Genomic DNA, 16,343 nt, shown 5'->3' on the forward strand with positions numbered 1-16,343 from the left:
GGACCCGAGGAGCAGAGATGATGCCGACGCCAGAGCCCGACGCGTCCGGGCCGTCCGAGGACCGCGCCACCCCGGACGACCTGCTCCACACCCGTACCGGCACCGACGTGTCGCCGGAGGACCTCGTTCTTGCCACCGGCAGGGACATCAACCCGCGCAACCTCGAATGGGCCAGGCGCAAGCTGGAGGCGGAAGGCCCCGCCGCCCTCGAAAAACTCCTGCCGTAGCCGCTTCGTCTCCCCCCGGAGCCCGGCGCCGATCAGACCGTCGCGCCGGGCTCCACGCACAGCACGGGCACCTTCTGAACCACGTTGTTGACGAAGCCGCCACGGTTCCAGTGCTGGTCCAGCGGCTGGGTGTGCCCTTCGGTGTCGGTGGCCCGCGCGCTCAGCACGTGCTCGCCGGGCACCGCGGTCCAGTCGAAGCGCCAGTGGCGCCACGACCAGCGGCGTCCGCCGTCGGCCTCCAGCTCGGCCGCGTGCCAGCCGCGTCCCGCGTCGGTGCTCACCTCGACCCGGGTCACGGGCGCCCGCCCGGACCAGGCCCGCCCTTCCAGCGGCACCGGTCCGGGCCGCACCACCCGGGCCCGCGACATGAAGTCCGGGAAGCCGGGCGGGACCACCAGGGCGCGCGGCGCGATCCGGGTGACCGGCTCGCCCTCGTCCGCGGGGTCCTGCCGCAGCCGGTAGGCGACGGTCTGCTGGAATCCCGAGAACTGCGCGTCGGTGACGGCGACTTCGCGCAGCCACTTCACATGGGCCATGCCGTACCAGCCGGGCACCACCAGCCGCAGCGGGTGGCCGTGCTGCGGCGGCAGCGGGGCGCCGTTCATCGCGTACGCCACCAGTACCTCGGGCTCGGTGCCCGTCGCCACGTCCACCGGCAGGGACCGCTGGTAGTCCTGTTCGACCCCGCGCTCCACGCCGTGGTCGGCGCCGGTGAAGACCACGTCGACGGCGCCCGCCTCGACACCGGCCTCGGCGAGCAGCAGCCGCAGCGGTACGCCCGTCCACTCCGCGGTGCCCACGGCCTCGACGAGCCAGGGCTGGCTCACCGGGCGGGGCGTGAGCAGGGCCCGGCCGTTGCCCGCGCACTCCAGCGTCACGCGTGTGGTCACCTGGGGATACGACCGCACTGTGGCCAGGTCCAGGTGCAGCGGTCGGCGGACCCGGCCCCCGACGCTCAGCGTCCAGGGCGCGTCCTCGGGGACGTACGGCATGTCGTAGTGCGTCAGTACGTAGTGCAGTCCCGGCGGGGTGACGTCGTAGCGCAGCGCCTCGAGCGGGATGCCGTGGTTGCGCGTGGCCAGCGCCAGTTCGTCCTGGCCGATGCCCTCCTCGGGGGCGGCCAGCCTGGCGGGGGCGCTCGTGTCGGCGAGTCGATGGCCCATGGCCGCATTATCGCGCCGGGCGGGCGGCCCGGCACCTTGTGGTCCGGCGGGGACAACTCCTGTCCGGTCCTGGGGAGTTCGATCAAGAAGTTTCCGATCATTGCCCGGCCGTTGCCCGTTCACCCTTTCGAGATGGGCCTTCGGGCTGACAGACTCCGGAGGTGCCCGACTTCGACATGCTTGTGATCGGATCCGGCCCGGGTGGCCAGAAGGCCGCCATCGCCGCGGCCAAACTCGGCCGCCGGGTCGCCGTCGTCGACCGCCCCGACATGGTCGGCGGGGTCTCCATCCATACCGGAACCATCCCCTCCAAGACCCTGCGCGAGGCGGTGCTGTACCTGACCGGACTCACCCAGCGCGATCTCTACGGGCAGAGCTACCGGTTGAAGGAGGACATCACCGTCGCCGACCTGACCGCGCGCACCCAGCACGTGGTCAGCCGCGAGGTCGACGTCATCCGCAGCCAGCTCTCCCGCAACCACGTCTCTTTGTTCGCCGGCACCGGCCGCTTCGTGGACCCCCACACCATCGCGCTGCGCGAGGTCACCGGCAACGAACGGCTGCTCAGCGCGGAGCACGTCGTCATCGCCACCGGCACCCGCCCGGCACGGCCCGACAGCGTCGAGTTCGACGGCCGTACGATCATGGACTCCGACAACGTCCTCGCCCTCGAACGCGTCCCTCGCTCCATGGTCATCGTCGGCGCCGGCGTGATCGGCATGGAGTACGCCTCCATGTTCGCCGCGCTGGGCAGCAAGGTGACGGTGGTCGAGAGGCGCGCCGGGATGCTCGACATGTGCGACGTCGAGATCATCGAGTCGCTCAAGTACCACCTGCGGGACCTCGCCGTGACCTTCCGGTTCGGCGAGACCGTCGCGGCCGTCGAGCGTCATCCGCGCGGCACGCTCACCATCCTGGAGAGCGGCAAGAAGATACCGGCGGACGCCGTGATGTACTCGGCGGGCCGGCAGGGCCTGACCGACGAACTCGACCTGGAGAAGGCCGGGTTGACCGCCGACAAGCGCGGCCGGATCACCGTCGACGAGCACTACCGCACCGAGGTGCCGCACATCTACGCGGTCGGTGACGTGATCGGCTTCCCCGCGCTGGCGGCGACGTCGATGGAACAGGGCCGGACGGCGGCGTACCACGCCTGCGGCGAGCCGTGCGGGCAGATGCAGGACCTGCAGCCCATCGGTATCTACACCATTCCGGAGATCAGCTTCGTCGGCCGGACCGAGGACCAGCTCACCGAGGAGAGCGTGCCGTTCGAGGTGGGCATCTCCCGCTACCGCGAACTCGCGCGCGGTCAGATCGTCGGTGACTCGCACGGCATGCTGAAGCTGCTGGTGTCCCCCGAGGACCGCAGACTGCTCGGCGTGCACTGCTTCGGCTCCGGCGCCACCGAGCTGATCCACATCGGGCAGACCGTGATGGGCTGCGGCGGCACGGTCGACTATCTCGTCGACGCGGTCTTCAACTACCCGACGCTGGCGGAGTCCTACAAGGTCGCCGCCCTTGACGCCACCAACAAGCTCCGGCAGATCGACCACATCGGAGACTGACGCCCCGGCCCGGCGCCCGCGTCAGCGGTCCTGCTCGGCGTCGGGCAACTCCGCGTCGTCCGGCACGACATGGACGGCCGCCTCCTCGGCACCGGCGGCCCCGGCGTCGATGCCCACGTCGAAGGCGACGGACTCCTTCGTGGTGTCGGCGTGGGCGCCCTCGTCCGGCGCGACCAGGCGGCCCGCGCGGTCCGCACCGGCCTCGGGGTCGACGGGTTCACCCTCGCCCCGGGGCAGGTCGCCGATCTCGTCTCCCGGCGGCGGTGTCACGTCCGGGACTTCCTCCGCGAGCCGTTGGTCGAGGGTCTCGCCGTCGTGCTGTTCGGCGGCCGTGGTGCCGTACTTGGTGACGCCGAGCGGCTTCTCCGGCGGCGAATAGCCCTCGTCGAGCATGTCGTCGTAGGAGCGTTCACCGATGGCGTCCTGGAGGTCGAGCGGCGCCGCGTCCGCCTGCTCCTCGTTGGTTCCGGTGGGCTGGTAGGCGTCGTCCGCCATCGGTTCGGGGCTCGTGCCTTCGCTGCCCATGACTGTCTCCTTCGCGCGCTCGGTCAGGTCGTCCTCGTACGGTGTCCTGATCCGCGTTTCCCGTTGCGCGCGGTCCAACCTCGGCCGTCCCGGGCAGGCCGGGGAGATTACCTCCTGGTCAATCTTGAATGCGCTGAGTGGGGGGCTATCATCACTCGCACACACGCTGTTACTGCCCGGCAACGCACCGGCCGTGCGGGTTCCACCATGTCGTTCTCCGCCCCTGGCCCGAGGCCAACCCTCGTGCGCCCGGGGCGAGTTCAACCCCCCACCCCCTACGTCGTCCGGGCCGCGGTCGTCCCTGACGTCGTGCAAGACGGAAAGCAGCGCACATGAGCAACATCAGGGGCAGAGGGCTGCAGGCCAATGCCCTCGGTACGTTCGACACCGTGGTGATGGCCGTCGCCGGCAGCGCCCCGGCCTACTCCATCGCCGCTACCACGGCCGTCCTCGTCGGCGCGGTGGGCCTGGCCAGCCCGGCCGCCCTCCTGTACTGCGCGATACCCATGCTGGGTATCGCGCTCGCTTTCAGCTATCTCGGCCGGATCGACGTGAACGCGGGCGCCAGTTACTCCTGGGTGGGGCGGACGCTCCATCCCTTTCTCGGTTTCATCAGCGGCTGGGCGCTGGTGATCTCGGCGACCATCTTCATGGTGGCGGGCTCGCTGCCGGCCGGTGCGATGACCCTCTCCCTCTTCGACGACGGCCTCGCCGACAACACCGCACTGTCGACGGTCGTCGGCGCCGCCTGGTTCGTGCTCATGCTTCTCGTCGTGCTGGGCGGCGCCCGCCTCACCGTGCGCGCCCAGCTCCTGATGTCCGGCGTCGAGCTCACGATCCTGGCGCTGTTCGCCGTGCTCGCGCTGTTCCACACCGGCAACGCCGGCACCTTCGACTGGTCCTGGTTCGGCTTCAGCCACTTCCACGGGACGGCGGGCTTCGCCTCGGGCGCTCTCGTCGCCGCCTTCTACTACTGGGGCTGGGACGTCACCAGCAACCTCAGTGAGGAGACCCGCAACAGCCGTCGTACGACGGGACTTGCGGGCCTGATCGGAGTCGGCATCGTCTTCCTGCTGTTCGAGGTGTTCACCGTCGCGGTGAACGTCATCCTCAGCTCGCGTCAGATCGAGGAGAACGACGCGAACGTGCTGGGCGCGCTCGGCGAGGAGATCTGGCCCGGCTGGGGCGGCAGGTTGCTGATCGTGGCGGTGATGCTGTCGACCATCGCCACCCTGGAGACCACCCTCATCCAGGTCACACGCTCCCTGTTCGCGATGGGCCGCGACCGTACGATGCCGTCCGCCCTCGGGCGCGTGCACCGCACCTGGAACACCCCGTGGGTGGCGATCACGGTGGTCGGCGGGGTGGCACTGGCGATGTTCATCGCCTCCAACGCCCTTGGCTCGGTGGGCGACATCCTCTCCGACGCGATCTCGGCGATCGGCCTGCAGATCGCCGTCTACTACGGCCTCGCGGGACTCGCGGTGGTCGTCGCGTACCGCAAGATGCTGCTGAAGTCGGCCGCGGACTTCCTGCTCGGCGGGCTGTGGCCGCTGTTCGGCGCCGTGTTCATGTTCTGGATCTTCGTCGAGTCGCTGGGCGAGCTCGACCCGGCGGCGATCGCCATCGGCATCGGCGGGCTGGCCGTCGGCCTGGTCCCGATGTTCTGGTACTGGAAACAGGGCAGCGACTACTACCGGCCCGCCCGGCTCGACGCCACGAGGACCGTCGCGGCCGAATACGTGCCCGACGACCAGCCGGCCACGAACTCACGTGTCCACGAGGGTCTCTCCACCGACTTCTGAGGGAGACCCCGATGGCACGCGACAGATTCGCCCCCGACTTCGACCCGGACTGCGGGGACGCGGCCCTCACCGACGCCTGCCACGACATCGTCATCGGGCGCTGGCAGGGACTGCGGGACCTGCTGCGGGTCACCGGCCCCAGCTGGCTCGCCCGCGGCCATCGCGTCCGGCTGCTCGCCCAGGCCTGTGCGGGCAGTTCGACGGTGGAGTCGTGGCTCGCGGCCGAACCCCGCAGCGGCGACGCGCTGGTGCTGCGCGCGGCGACCGAGACGGCACGCGCGTTCAACCTGGCGATCGCCGCGGGCCGGGGCGTGCCGATCGACCAGCGCCGTATCGACGCGGCGGTGACGGCGTGCCTGCTGGCCGCGGAGGCGTACCTGGACGACCCGACGCCGTGGATCTCGCTGATCTCGGTGGCCCGGCTGTACTCCGCGGGGGTGCGCCGGCAGGAACTGGGGCGCTGGTGGGACGAGTTGCACCAGCGCGATCCTTACAGCGTGGAGGGCCATCTCCAGGTGCTGCACTACTACTCGGCGCGCTGGCACGGCACACACGGCCTGATGTACGACTTCGCCCGCGACGCGGCCGGCGTGGCACCACCGGGCTGCGCGCTGCCGGTACTGGTGCAGTACGCAAGGGTGGAAGAGTATCGCTACGCCCTCGACGCGGCGCACGGCAGCCGCTCCGCGGTGGGCCTCGGCCAGCACTGGAACCACGACGGCGCGGTCAGCGACCTGCGCCGGACCTGGCAGCGCTGGATCATGGGCGGAACGCACAACGGCATCGCACCCGGCGAGCTGCGCGACCTCAACTACCTGGCACACGCCGCCTGCCTGGGCGGTGTCACGGACGTCGCGGGACCCATGCTGCGGATGCTGGGCCGGCGCGCCACGCGAACTCCCTGGTCGTACACGGGAGATCCACAGCAGCAGATCATGAAAGCCCGCAAGGAGCTGAAGTTACGCGGCTGATTGGACGGCGGGCCTACTCGGCGGGCTGCTCGGCGACCGGGGCCAGGCCCGCCGTCCACTTTTCCTCGATCCGGCCGAACTTCCACACCAGCAGGGCCACGGCCCAGGTGGCGAAGAACAGGCCGACGATGACGAAGCCGACGGTGTTGAGGTCGAGGCCGGCGACCCAGTCCCAGAAGAAGCCGTGCAGACCTAGCTTCTCGGCCAGCAGGCCGAGGAGTTCGACGCTGCCGATGAGCAGGGCGACGGCGACGGAGAGCCCGGTGATCGTGAGGTTGTAGTAGACCTTGCGGACCGGCTTGGAGAAGGCCCAGCCGTAGGCGAAGTTCATGAACGTGCCGTCGATGGTGTCCAGGAGCGACATCCCGGCGGCGAACAGGACCGGCAGGCACAGGATCGCGTACCAGGGCAGGCCGGAGGCGGCCCCGGAGCCGGCGAGGACGAGCAGCGCGATCTCGGTGGCGGTGTCGAAGCCGAGGCCGAAGAGCAGGCCGAGCGGGTACATCTGCCAGGGCTTGTCGATCGACTTCATCACGCGGCCGAGCAGGCGGTTCATGAAGCCCCGCTTGTCGAGCTGCTCCTCGAGCGCGGCCTCGTCGAAGTGGCCGGAGCGCATCTGCCGGAAGACCTTCCAGATCCCCGCCATTATCACGATGTTGATGATCGCGATGAGGTAGAGGAACGTCCCGGAGACGGTCGTGCCGATCAGGCCGGTGACGTCGTGGAGTTCGGAGCCGTCGTCGCGGACCGGTCCGGCCACGGCCTTGATGCCGAAGGAGAGCAGCAGCGCCAGCGCGAAGACGACGCTGGAGTGCCCGAGCGAGAACCAGAAGCCGACCGACAGCGGCCGCTTCCCCTCGCCCATCAGCTTGCGGGTGGTGTTGTCGATCGCCGCGATGTGGTCCGCGTCGAAGGCGTGCCGCATGCCGAGCGTGTACGCGGTGACCCCGATGCCGATGCCGAAGGATTTCTGGCCGATGCTGTAGTGCTCGGGTGCGACGATCCCGACGAGCGTGAACCAGCCGATCACGTGCAGGGCGATCACGAAGACGGCCATTCCCGTGAGCCTGGTCCATTCCTCCCGCGTCATCGACCTGCGGGCGCGGTGCCATGCGGTGTCCTGGGTGGTGGCCGTCATGAGTGCCATCATCACGTACCTGCACATCATGTGCAGTAAATGCCATGGCAGATCTTCGTCATGGAAACGAAAAGACCGCGGACTTCCCCGTTCAGGGGGTTGTGTTCGGTCCGTCCGGGCGGCTGCGGCGCTGCTCGACCATCTCCCGGGTCAGCTCCTCCGTCTCCGGCTCGGAGAGCCGCTCGAAGCCGTCCCCGGTGATCACTGACACGATCGGGAAGATGCGGCGGTTGATGTCGGGGCCGCCGGTCGCGGAGTCGTCGTCGGCCGCGTCGTAGAGCGCGTGGAGGGCGGTCAGTGCCGCCTCCCGCCGGTCCATGCCCTTGCGGAACAGCTTCTTCAGCGCGCCCCGGGCGTACGGCGATCCGGAGCCCTCGGCGTGGAAGTCCTCCTTCTCGTAGAGGCCGCCGACGACGTCGAAGCTGAAGATGCGGCCCCGCTCCCCCTCCGGGGCCGACACGTCGTAGCCGGTGAGCAGCGGTACCACGGCCAGGCCCTGCATGGCCTGGTCGAGGTTCTGCCGGATCATCCCCGCCAGCCGCCGCGCCTTGGCGTTGAGGGTCATGGGGATGCCCTCGATCTTCTCGAAGTGCTTCAGCTCGACCTGGTACAGCTTCACCATGTCCAGCGCGAGGCCCACGGAGCCGGCGAAGGCCACGGCGGTGTGGTCGTCCGCGGGATGCACCTTCTCCAGGTCGCGCTGGGCGATGAGGTTGCCCATGGTGGCCCGGCGGTCGCCCGCGATCATCACGCCGTCGCGATAGGCCAGGGCCAGCACGGTGGTGCCGTGCGGGAACCGACCGTCCCGGGCGCGCACTCCGTCGGGGAACGGAGGGCGGGTGGGCAGCAGTTCCGGGCGGTGCGCCGCCAGGAACTCCGTGAAGGACGAGGTCGCCGGGGTGAAGAACTCCTCCCCCAGCCGGCCGTCCGAGTCGCTCGCCGTCATACCACTCCCCCTTCGCGTCCATCCGACAACCGGAGTCCTACCTGAAGCGGGGCCGCCGGAAACGCCCTCGCCGGGTGCGAGGGCGTTCGCGTCAGCGGACGTTGGGGGTGCGGTGGGGCGGCTGTGCGGGGGCCGGGCCGGACGGCGACCGGGGGACCGCGCGGACCGCCGGGTCGCCGTCGCGCAGCGTCAGCGCGTCTCCGTGGTGGCGGATCGTCAGCGGTGGGCCGGACTGCAGGGTGTACGTCGCCTTGTCCGGGCCGATCTCCACGCGCAGCCGGCGGCCGAGGAGCTGGAGGGAGAAGGCCAGCCTGCTGAACTTCTCCGGCAGGCGCGGCGCGAAGCACAGGGAGTCCCCGTCGCGGCGCAGTCCGCCGAAGCCCGCGACGAGGGCCATCCAGGTACCGGCCAGCGACGCGATGTGCAGTCCGTCGCGGGTGTTGTGCTCCAGGTCCGCCAGGTCCATCAGCGCGGCCTCGGCCGTGTAGTCGTAGGCGAGGCGCATATGGCCGGCCTGGGCGGCGATGACGGCCTGCACGCACGCCGAGAGCGAGGAGTCCCGGACGGTCAGAGGTTCGTAGTAAGCGAAGTTGCGGGCGATGTGCTCGTCGTCGAAGTAGCTGCCGCAGGTGTACATCGCCAGCACCAGGTCGGCCTGCTTGATCACCTGCTTGCGGTACAGGTCGAAGTACGGGTAGTGCAGCATCAGCGGGTAGTGGTCGGGTCCGGTGCCGGCGAAGTCCCAGCGCTGGTAGCGGGTGAATCCGGCGTGCTGCTCGTGCACCCCGAGCTCGTCGTTGTACGGGATGTGCATCGCCTCGGCGGCGTCCCGCCAGGCCGCGCTCTCCTCGTCGTCGACGCCGAGCCGCGCCGCCTGATCCGGGTGGCGTTCGCAGACGTCGGCGGCGGCCAGCAGGTTCGTGCGGGCCATGAGGTTGGTGTACGTGTTGTCGTCGGCGATCGCGCTGTACTCGTCCGGGCCGGTGACGCCGTCGATGTGGAAGGTGCCCGCGTGGTCGTGATGACCGAGCGAGCGCCACAGCCGGGCCGTCTCCACCAGCAGTTCGGCACCCGCCTCGCGCTCGAAGTGCGTGTCGCCGGTTGCCGCCGTGTAGCGCACGACGGCGTCGGCGACGGCGGCGTTGATGTGGAAGGCCGCGGTGCCGGCCGGCCAGTACGCCGAGCCCTCCTGGCCCTCGATGGTGCGCCAGGGGAACGCGGCGCCGCTCAGGCCGAGTTGGGCCGCGCGGTCCCGGGCGGCGTCCAGGGTGCTGTGCCGCCAGCGCAGCGCCTCGGAGACGGCCTGGGGCGCGGTGTAGGTGAGCAGGGGCAGCACGAACGTCTCGGTGTCCCAGAAGGCGTGGCCGTCGTATCCGGAACCGGTCAGGCCCTTCGCGGGGATCGCGCGCTGCTCGGCGCGGGCGCCGGCCTGAAGGACGTGGAAGAGGGCGAAGCGTACGGCCTGCTGGATCTCCTCGTCGCCGTCGACCTCGACGTCCGCGCGCGCCCAGAAGTCGTCGAGGTAGGCGCGCTGGTCCTCCAGGAGGCCGTCCCAGCCGCTGTGCCCGGCCGCCGCCAGAGCCGCCTCGACCTGGTCGCTCATCGCGGGCCGCGAGCGGGCGGCGGACCAGCCGTGGGCGACCAGCTTCTCCACCCGCAGGGTCTCGCCGGGCTCCAGCACCGAGGTGACCGTCAGCCGGGCCACGTCCACGTTGCTCTCGCTGGCGGTCGTGGTGCGGTCCGGGCCGGTGACCTGGTGGTCGGCGGCCACCGCCACACGCAGCCCGCTGCGCCTCGTGCTGTGCACCAGGCGCAGCCGGTGGCCGACGGCGACGTCCTCCTCGGCCTCCAGCGGCGAGCTCAGCGCCTGGGCCGCGCGCGGGTCGCCGTTCGACCCGGGAAGGCTCTCGTTGGCGACGAGTTCCGACTGGATCACCACCCGCGAACGGCTGTCGACGGCCTCCACCTCGTAGGCGATCGCGGCGACGGCCCGCTGGGTGAGCGAGACCAGACGGGTGGAGCGCACGCGGACGGTGGAGCCTGCGGGCGAGGTCCACTCACAGGTGCGTTCCAGCACGCCCCGCCGCAGGTCGAGCACCCTCTCGTGGGAGACCAGGCGGCCGTAGCGCAGGTCGAAGGGCTCGTCGTCGACGAGCAGCCGCAGCACCTTGCCGTTGGTGACGTTGATGACGGTCTGGCCCGACTCGGGGTAGCCGTAGCCGGCCTCCGCGTAGGGCAGCGGGTGCACCTCGTGGACGCCGCTCAGATAGGAACCGGGCAGGCCGTGCGGTTCGCCCTCGTCGAGGTTGCCGCGCCAGCCGACGTGGCCGTTGGAGAGCGCGAAGACCGACTCGCTCTGCGCGAGGACGTCCAGGTCGAGCCGCGTCTCGCGCACGGCCCAGGGTTCGACGGTGTACGACCGGTGGGTGATCACGAACGGTCCCCCAGTTCGTCGAGGTCCTTGACCACGATGTCGGCGCCGTGAGCGTACAACGCGTCGGTCTGGCCGACCCGGTCGAGGCCGACGACGTAGCCGAAGCTGCCGGAGCGGCCCGCGTCCATGCCCGCCAGGGCGTCCTCGAAGACGGCCGCCCGGGACGGCTCGACGCCGAGGTCCCGTGCGGCGGCGAGGAAGGTGTCGGGGTGCGGCTTGCCCGGCAGCCCCCGCTCGGCGGCCACGACACCGTCGATCCGTACGTCGAAGAGCTGCTCCGCCTTGATCGAGCGGAGCACGTCCCGGGTGTTGGCGCTGGAGGAGACGATCGCGGTGCGCAGCCCCTGTTTCCGTACGGCCTCGATGTAGCGCATCGTGCCCTCGTACGCCTCGACGCCGTCGGTGCGGATCTTCTCCAGGACCAGGGCGTTCTTGCGGTTGCCGACCCCGTTCACCGTCGCCGCGTCCGGCGGGTCGTCGGGCTTGCCCTCGGGCAGTTCGATGCCGCGGGAGGCGAGGAAGGTGCGGACCCCGTCGGCGCGGGGGCGCCCGTCGACGTACTCGTCGTAGTCGGCGGCGGAGTCGAAGGGCCGGAAGTTCTCGCCGTCGCGCTCGCGCAAGAAGGCGTCGAACGTCTCCTTCCAGGCGGCCGCGTGCACGACGGCCGTCCGTGTCACGACCCCGTCGAGGTCGAAGAGGCAGGCCTGGATGGATTCAGGGAGACCGAGCTGCGTCATACCGAACCGGTTCCCCGCAGGCAGGTCGTTCAACATCGTGACGCCCGCCACACGGGTCAGTCGTGCGGGAACGAGTGGTGCTCGTGGGAGACCAGCCAGCGGTTTCGCTCCTTGCGAAGGCCGAAGGTCAGCCGCAGCCGCAGGGTGGGGTGTTCGGCCAGTTCCTCGGGTGTCCCGCAGCGCAGCAGGGCGTGCGCGTAGGCGACGTCGCTGCCGGCGGTGACGTCGAGCGTCTCGATGTCGAAACAGGCGCCCTGGGCCTGCCACTGGAAGAACGGCGGCCAGGTCGCGCGGTAGGCAGCGAGGCCGTGCAGGCCCTCGTGCGGCGGCGGGACGTCGTACATCACGATGTCCTCGGCATGGTCGGCGATGACCGCGTCGAGGTCGCCGCGGTGGACGGCTTCGGCCCACCTCTCGACCAGTGTGCGGATCTGCGCTGCGTCGTCGGGCACGGCACCGCTCCTTCCCTCACCGGGGACATGTCCCCTGTCAAGGGACGACTCCCCGCTGCCCCGTGGTTCATCACTCAACCGGCCGGGTGACACACTCTGCCCTGTGCCGCTGACTCTCGACGATCTCCTCGGCCGTGCCCGCTCCCTGCCCCGCGACGGGCGGCGCGCGGTCCTGGGCATCGCCGGCAGCCCGGGCGCGGGCAAGACCACGCTCGCCGAGAACCTGGTGCGCGAGCTGAACGGCAGCGGCCCGCCGTGGGTCGCGCACGTCCCCATGGACGGCTTCCACCTCGCCGACGCCGAGCTGGAGCGGCTCGGCCGCCGGGACCGCAAGGGCGCACCCGACACCTTCGACGCGGCCGGGTACGCGGCGCTGCTCCGGCGTCTGCGCGAGGACGAGTACGGCGATGTGGTGTACGCGCCCGGTTTCGAGCGGGTGCTGGAGCAGCCGATCGCCGGAGCTGTCGCCGTGCCCCCGGCCGCCCGCCTCGTGGTGAGCGAGGGCAACTACCTCCTGCTCGAGGCGGGCGTGTGGCCGCGGGTCCGCGCGGGGCTCGACGAGGTGTGGTTCTGCGAGCTGGACGAGCCGGAGCGGCTGCGCCGGCTGATCGCCCGGCACGAGCGGTTCGGCAAGGGGCACGAGGAGGCGGTGGAGTGGGTGATGCGCAGCGACCAGCGCAACGCCGAACTGGTCGCCGCGGCCCGGGAACGGGCGGACCTGCTGGTGCCGATGGGCGAGCTGACCCTCAAGTACTGACCGCGCGCACCGTCAGCTCCGGCTCACCCCACCCGTCCACGGGCCCGATCACCGCGGTGAAGTCGGCCGTACGGACAGTCAGTTGCTCACCCGTACGTTCCACCGACACCGTGAGCGGCCCCTCGGAGCCGTATCGCACGGCGAACACGTGCAGATCCTCCGGCGCCTCCGCGATCGGGCCCGCTTCCAGCGCGGTGGAGCTGACCAGGTGGCGCCAGCCCTCGTCGGGGTTGCCGTAGCCGCGCGGATCGGCGGCGAGCGCGAACGCCGCCTGTTCCTGGGTGAGTTCGCAGCGGGCGTCGAAGTGCTCCGCGCCCTGCGCCTCGGGGTGGGTCAGCCGCAGCGCGCCCGCCGAGGCCACCGCGCCCTCGGACGTCCGGCGCACCCGGTCGCCGTCGTCGGCCGCGTACGGCAGGCCGGCGAGCAAGTACGGCTCCCCCGGCAGCCGTTCGACGGCCACCGTGGTCCACAGGCTCGTGCCGTCGGTGACGTAGAGGGACCGCACGTGGCGCAGGACGTGGTCGCGGCCGACCACCGGCTTGGTCACCAGCTTCGCCGTCAGTCCACCGGTGCGCAGGTCGCGGACCCGGACCTCGCCCATGGGGCGGCAGAACACGAACCCGTTGAGCACGGGGCCGAAGCCGTGCTGACGGTTCACGGCGGCGGGCAGATAGTAGGTGCCGGCCGCCTCGACGACGGAGGGAGTCATACGGTCGTCGAAGGCCATCGAGACGGTCCCTGACCGGAGTTGGTGGCGCGCCGGCTCGGCCCGCGGCGTACGGTGCCAGCGCGTGGGGTCCTGGATCTGCCACACCAGCATCCAGGCGAAGTGGCCGTCGACGCCGCCGTCGGGCTTGACCGCGTGGCGTGCCCAGCGGGTGTCGCCCCGGTAGCGGCCGAGGTCGGAGCCGATACGGCGGCCGAAGTAGCGCAGCCCGAGGACCGACTCGAAGCCGGAGTGCTGCTCGCTGTAGCGGGGGCCGCCGTTGTCGAAGCCGCCGTTCGTGAGGCGGGCGTCGAGGTAGCGGGCGAGCACGTCGCCGTCCTCGGCGAACATCTCCTCGCCGCTGACCCGGTGGGCCTGGGCGAGGAAGGAGAGCGAGATCGGGCCGTAGTTGTTGTCGTAGGCGCCGCGGTGCTCCGGGGGCAGCAGGGCGCCACGGTCGGGCACCCGGTGGGCGCGGATCTTCCCGGCGTACAGACCGAGTGCCCGTGAGCGGACCGACTCCCCGTCCTCCGGCGGGAGATGGCGGGCCAGCATCAGGCCGCCGACGACGCAGCCGATGGCCTGGTTGCCGGCTTCCTGCGGGTTGAAGAAGGTGGCCTCGGTCAGCCGGCGCCAGTATCCCCGTGCCACGTCGAGAAGTTGGGTGCGCTGCTCCGCGTCGACCAGGCCGTCCGGCGCGTCGAGGATGTTGACCGCCTGGAGCAGCGCCCACACCGTGCTCGGCCAGTCGCCGATCGGGTGGGCGCCCGCCTCCAGTACGTAACGGGCGTACGGAAGAACGGAGTTGACGAGTCGCAGGTTCGGGTAGCCGGGGTTGTCCTCGGTGTAGACGCGCTCGCGCAGATGGAAGGCGAGGCTGCGGCGCACCGCCTCCGGCAGCCGCGGGTCCCTGGTCCGCTGCTGGGCGAGCACGAGGAGGGACGTGAGGCCGAGGGAGGTGTCGCCGATGTCGTCGACGCAGTCGGGGTGTTCGAGGTTGCCCTCCGGCGTCATCCGCCGCAGGGCCTGCTCGACGACGCCGGCGAGGACGGCGTCGTAGGCCTCGGGACCGTCCGGCAGGTCGTGCAGGGGGCCGCGCTGATGGGGAAGGTGCACGGGAGGGGACGCGAGGCGCACGGGGATCAGCCCTTCATGCCGGAGGTGGCCATGCAGGTGGCCACGGCGTGGGTCGTAGGGGTCACACGAAAGGCGCGGACCGGCGGGCGCGCAGTGCGACGGTCAGCGTATGCGGGCCGGACCCACCGATGTAGAGGCGGTTCCCGGCCGTCGCGTCGGTGCCGCCCACCACGGTGTAGTCCTGACCAGGGTCGTATCGCAGTACGTCGCCCCGGTCCGGCCCCGCAAGCGGTTCGCCCGCCTCGACCTCGGCCTCGACCCGGATCTCGTCGTCACCGGCCCGATAGGTCATCGGCCCGGCCGTCAGGCACCAGCGTCCGTCGCCCATCGGTACGGCACCCTCCGGCACGCCGCCGGGTCGGAAGGTCAGTTCGAGGGACCAGGGCACTCGTGGTCCGCTGATGTCGATCCGCAGATCGGCACCGTCCTCCCTCAGGTCCACCTCGACGCGGGTCGTGTGCGAGACCTCGTCCCGAGGCCGGTCCGGGAAGGCCATCGCGGCCGAGAAGCGTCCCTCGTCCGCCATCCGGTAGGCGCCGTCGTCCCGGCGCCGGTCCGGCGGGAGCGGCTGGTAGTAGGCGGCCGTGAGGGTTTCGGTGAGGCGGTACCGGTGGTCGGCGAGCTGTTGCATGCCCGCGGCGCGGAACGGGCCCAGGTCGAAGAACCCCCGCGAGAGCCTGACCGCGTCGAGGACGGCGTCACCGGCGAACAGGCGCAGGAAGGTGGGATTGCAGGCGAGACCCGACCGGATGCGCCGGTGCTCGGGCACGTCGGAGCCGCCGTAGACCACCGTGTGCGCGGTGGCGGAGGCCCGAGCCGCCAGACGGGCGGTGGTGATGTACCGGTCGCGCGGAAGTGCCCGAGCAGCCGGGGCCGGCAGGGCGCGGCACAGGGCCGGGGTGAGGAGGGTCTCGGCGAGCAGGCCGGGGTCGTCGATGCCGCCGGCGGCCGCCAGCCGCGCCGCCCGGCTGAAGTCGCCCCGGCCGGTGCGGATCGCGAGCAGCCGGTAGTGCGGCAGGTAGGGCGCCAGCGGGAACGGGTGGTTCTGGTCCTGCCGCCGCGAGTGGACGGTCTCCACCGTGCCGTCAGGCCTGATGAGGTCCAGGGTCGTGGCGAGGTTGCGTTCGACGGCGTCCAGCAGGTCGGCGCGGCCCAGCACGTCGGCCAGCAGGAGCAGCGAAGGGTTGGACACGTGGGCCGCGTAGTTGGCGCTCCGTTCCGAGTACAGGCCCTCCGCGTCGATGTCGACGCCCTCGGAGAGCCACTCCTCGATGCGGTCGAGCAGCCGGTCGTCGGGGAACGACCGGTGCAGCCGGGCCAGCGCCGCGGACAGCTCCCAGCGGTGGTTCGGGGTGTGCACCCCACCGGTCAGGAGACTGCCTGTGGCGGCGCCGGCGATCTCGGCGAGGGAGGCCGTGACGTCGCGCAGTTCCGGCCCCGCGCCGGCGGCGAGGACGTGCGCGTCGCACACGTCGTTGACGGTGAACGCGGAATCCGGCGGTGACTGCACGTTGTCTCCGCCGGCGAAGAGGCCGGTGGTGGTCTGCGCGGCCCTCAGTGAGCGGAGGTGGGTCATCGCGGCGGCGACGGCCTGACTGCTGCCGTGCAGTGCCGAGTCCGTGGAGCGGTACGCCGCGACCAGGGTCTTCACCCGGCGTGCCAGAGCGCGGTGGGTCGACCCGGCGGGTTCCTCGTCGGGGTGGGCCGCCGCCGGGGCGGCCAGCCGGTCGGCGGCGCGGGCCGCCGCGCGGACGAACTCGTGGTCGAGCGGGGTGGGCAC

General features: G+C 71.3%; 14 protein-coding genes. 5 read left to right on the top strand and 9 right to left on the bottom strand.

The genetic code is table 11. From position 1 onward, the window contains the following. Nucleotides 1-20 precede the first annotated feature (20 nt). Complete coding sequence (locus ACGFYN_RS39215; RefSeq protein WP_393870815.1) at nt 21-227, top strand: hypothetical protein; 207 nt, start codon at nt 21-23, stop codon at nt 225-227. A gap of 32 nt (nt 228-259) precedes the next feature. Here the strand turns inward: ACGFYN_RS39215 and ACGFYN_RS39220 are convergent, their stop codons facing one another. Beyond that, on the bottom strand, nt 260-1,390 hold the full coding sequence (locus tag ACGFYN_RS39220; protein ID WP_393870763.1) for a sulfite oxidase: 1,131 nt from the start codon (nt 1,388-1,390) through the stop codon (nt 260-262). A gap of 161 nt (nt 1,391-1,551) precedes the next feature. On the opposite strand from ACGFYN_RS39220, the gene sthA reads away from it, so the two are divergent. After that, nucleotides 1,552-2,955: a Si-specific NAD(P)(+) transhydrogenase gene (sthA, locus tag ACGFYN_RS39225; protein WP_393870764.1), complete on the top strand. Its 1,404-nt coding sequence runs from the start codon at nt 1,552-1,554 to the stop codon at nt 2,953-2,955. 21 nt (nt 2,956-2,976) lie between these two features. Here the strand turns inward: sthA and ACGFYN_RS39230 are convergent, their stop codons facing one another. Beyond that, nucleotides 2,977-3,480: a DUF5709 domain-containing protein gene (locus ACGFYN_RS39230; protein WP_393870765.1), complete on the bottom strand. Its 504-nt coding sequence runs from the start codon at nt 3,478-3,480 to the stop codon at nt 2,977-2,979. 332 nt (nt 3,481-3,812) lie between these two features. Here ACGFYN_RS39230 and ACGFYN_RS39235 point away from each other — a divergent pair, with 332 nt between their 5' ends. Together ACGFYN_RS39235 and ACGFYN_RS39240 are read left to right on the top strand one after the other, a co-directional pair. Next, a complete protein-coding gene (locus ACGFYN_RS39235) occupies nt 3,813-5,285 on the top strand; it encodes an APC family permease (protein ID WP_393870766.1) in 1,473 nt (490 codons plus the stop codon). Nucleotides 5,286-5,296: 11 nt separating this feature from the next. Next, nucleotides 5,297-6,256 carry a hypothetical protein gene (locus tag ACGFYN_RS39240; protein ID WP_393870767.1) on the top strand — a complete coding sequence of 320 codons (960 nt, stop codon included), beginning with the start codon at nt 5,297-5,299 and terminating at the stop codon, nt 6,254-6,256. Between the two features lie 13 nt (nt 6,257-6,269). On the opposite strand, the gene ACGFYN_RS39245 is transcribed toward ACGFYN_RS39240, so the two are convergent. The 5 genes from ACGFYN_RS39245 to ACGFYN_RS39265 form a co-directional block, all read right to left on the bottom strand. After that, nucleotides 6,270-7,394, bottom strand: coding sequence for a HoxN/HupN/NixA family nickel/cobalt transporter (locus ACGFYN_RS39245; RefSeq protein ID WP_393870768.1), 1,125 nt, complete (start codon nt 7,392-7,394; stop codon nt 6,270-6,272). 91 nt (nt 7,395-7,485) lie between these two features. Beyond that, nucleotides 7,486-8,340: a proteasome subunit beta gene (gene prcB, locus ACGFYN_RS39250; RefSeq protein ID WP_393870769.1), complete on the bottom strand. Its 855-nt coding sequence runs from the start codon at nt 8,338-8,340 to the stop codon at nt 7,486-7,488. Between the two features lie 91 nt (nt 8,341-8,431). Continuing rightward, nucleotides 8,432-10,774 carry a glycoside hydrolase family 65 protein gene (locus ACGFYN_RS39255; protein ID WP_393870770.1) on the bottom strand — a complete coding sequence of 781 codons (2,343 nt, stop codon included), beginning with the start codon at nt 10,772-10,774 and terminating at the stop codon, nt 8,432-8,434. After that, entirely contained in the window at nt 10,771-11,511 is a 741-nt protein-coding gene (locus ACGFYN_RS39260) for a beta-phosphoglucomutase family hydrolase (RefSeq protein WP_393870771.1), read from the bottom strand. Before ACGFYN_RS39260 ends, ACGFYN_RS39255 begins: the two co-directional genes overlap by 4 nt. Nucleotides 11,512-11,567: 56 nt before the next feature. Continuing rightward, nucleotides 11,568-11,963 (bottom strand): YybH family protein, encoded by a 396-nt coding sequence (locus ACGFYN_RS39265; protein ID WP_393870772.1) that lies wholly within the window; start codon nt 11,961-11,963, stop codon nt 11,568-11,570. A 103-nt stretch (nt 11,964-12,066) separates the two neighbouring features. On the opposite strand from ACGFYN_RS39265, the gene ACGFYN_RS39270 reads away from it, so the two are divergent. Further along, nucleotides 12,067-12,720, top strand: a complete 654-nt coding sequence (locus tag ACGFYN_RS39270) for a nucleoside/nucleotide kinase family protein (RefSeq protein WP_393870773.1) — start codon at nt 12,067-12,069, stop codon at nt 12,718-12,720. On the opposite strand, the gene ACGFYN_RS39275 is transcribed toward ACGFYN_RS39270, so the two are convergent. Both ACGFYN_RS39275 and ACGFYN_RS39280 read right to left on the bottom strand, forming a co-directional pair. Then, nucleotides 12,710-14,542 (bottom strand): hypothetical protein, encoded by a 1,833-nt coding sequence (locus tag ACGFYN_RS39275; protein WP_393870774.1) that lies wholly within the window; start codon nt 14,540-14,542, stop codon nt 12,710-12,712. The two genes, ACGFYN_RS39270 and ACGFYN_RS39275, sit on opposite strands and share 11 nt — an antisense overlap. A gap of 82 nt (nt 14,543-14,624) precedes the next feature. Next, nucleotides 14,625-16,343: a hypothetical protein gene (locus tag ACGFYN_RS39280; protein ID WP_393870775.1), complete on the bottom strand. Its 1,719-nt coding sequence runs from the start codon at nt 16,341-16,343 to the stop codon at nt 14,625-14,627.

Source organism: Streptomyces sp. NPDC048419, assembly GCF_043200415.1.
Lineage (GTDB): Bacteria > Actinomycetota > Actinomycetes > Streptomycetales > Streptomycetaceae > Streptomyces.

Bases quoted from the DNA above. Each gene is read 5' to 3' on its own strand.
- ACGFYN_RS39215 (WP_393870815.1), top strand. From the start codon at position 21: ATGCCGACGCCAGAGCCCGACGCGTCCGGGCCGTCCGAGGACCGCGCC.
- ACGFYN_RS39235 (WP_393870766.1), top strand. From the start codon at position 3,813: ATGAGCAACATCAGGGGCAGAGGGCTGCAGGCCAATGCCCTCGGTACG.
- prcB (WP_393870769.1), bottom strand. From the start codon at position 8,340: ATGACGGCGAGCGACTCGGACGGCCGGCTGGGGGAGGAGTTCTTCACC.
- ACGFYN_RS39260 (WP_393870771.1), bottom strand. From the start codon at position 11,511: ATGACGCAGCTCGGTCTCCCTGAATCCATCCAGGCCTGCCTCTTCGAC.
- ACGFYN_RS39240 (WP_393870767.1), top strand. From the start codon at position 5,297: ATGGCACGCGACAGATTCGCCCCCGACTTCGACCCGGACTGCGGGGAC.
- ACGFYN_RS39245 (WP_393870768.1), bottom strand. From the start codon at position 7,394: ATGACGGCCACCACCCAGGACACCGCATGGCACCGCGCCCGCAGGTCG.
- ACGFYN_RS39220 (WP_393870763.1), bottom strand. From the start codon at position 1,390: ATGGGCCATCGACTCGCCGACACGAGCGCCCCCGCCAGGCTGGCCGCC.
- ACGFYN_RS39230 (WP_393870765.1), bottom strand. From the start codon at position 3,480: ATGGGCAGCGAAGGCACGAGCCCCGAACCGATGGCGGACGACGCCTAC.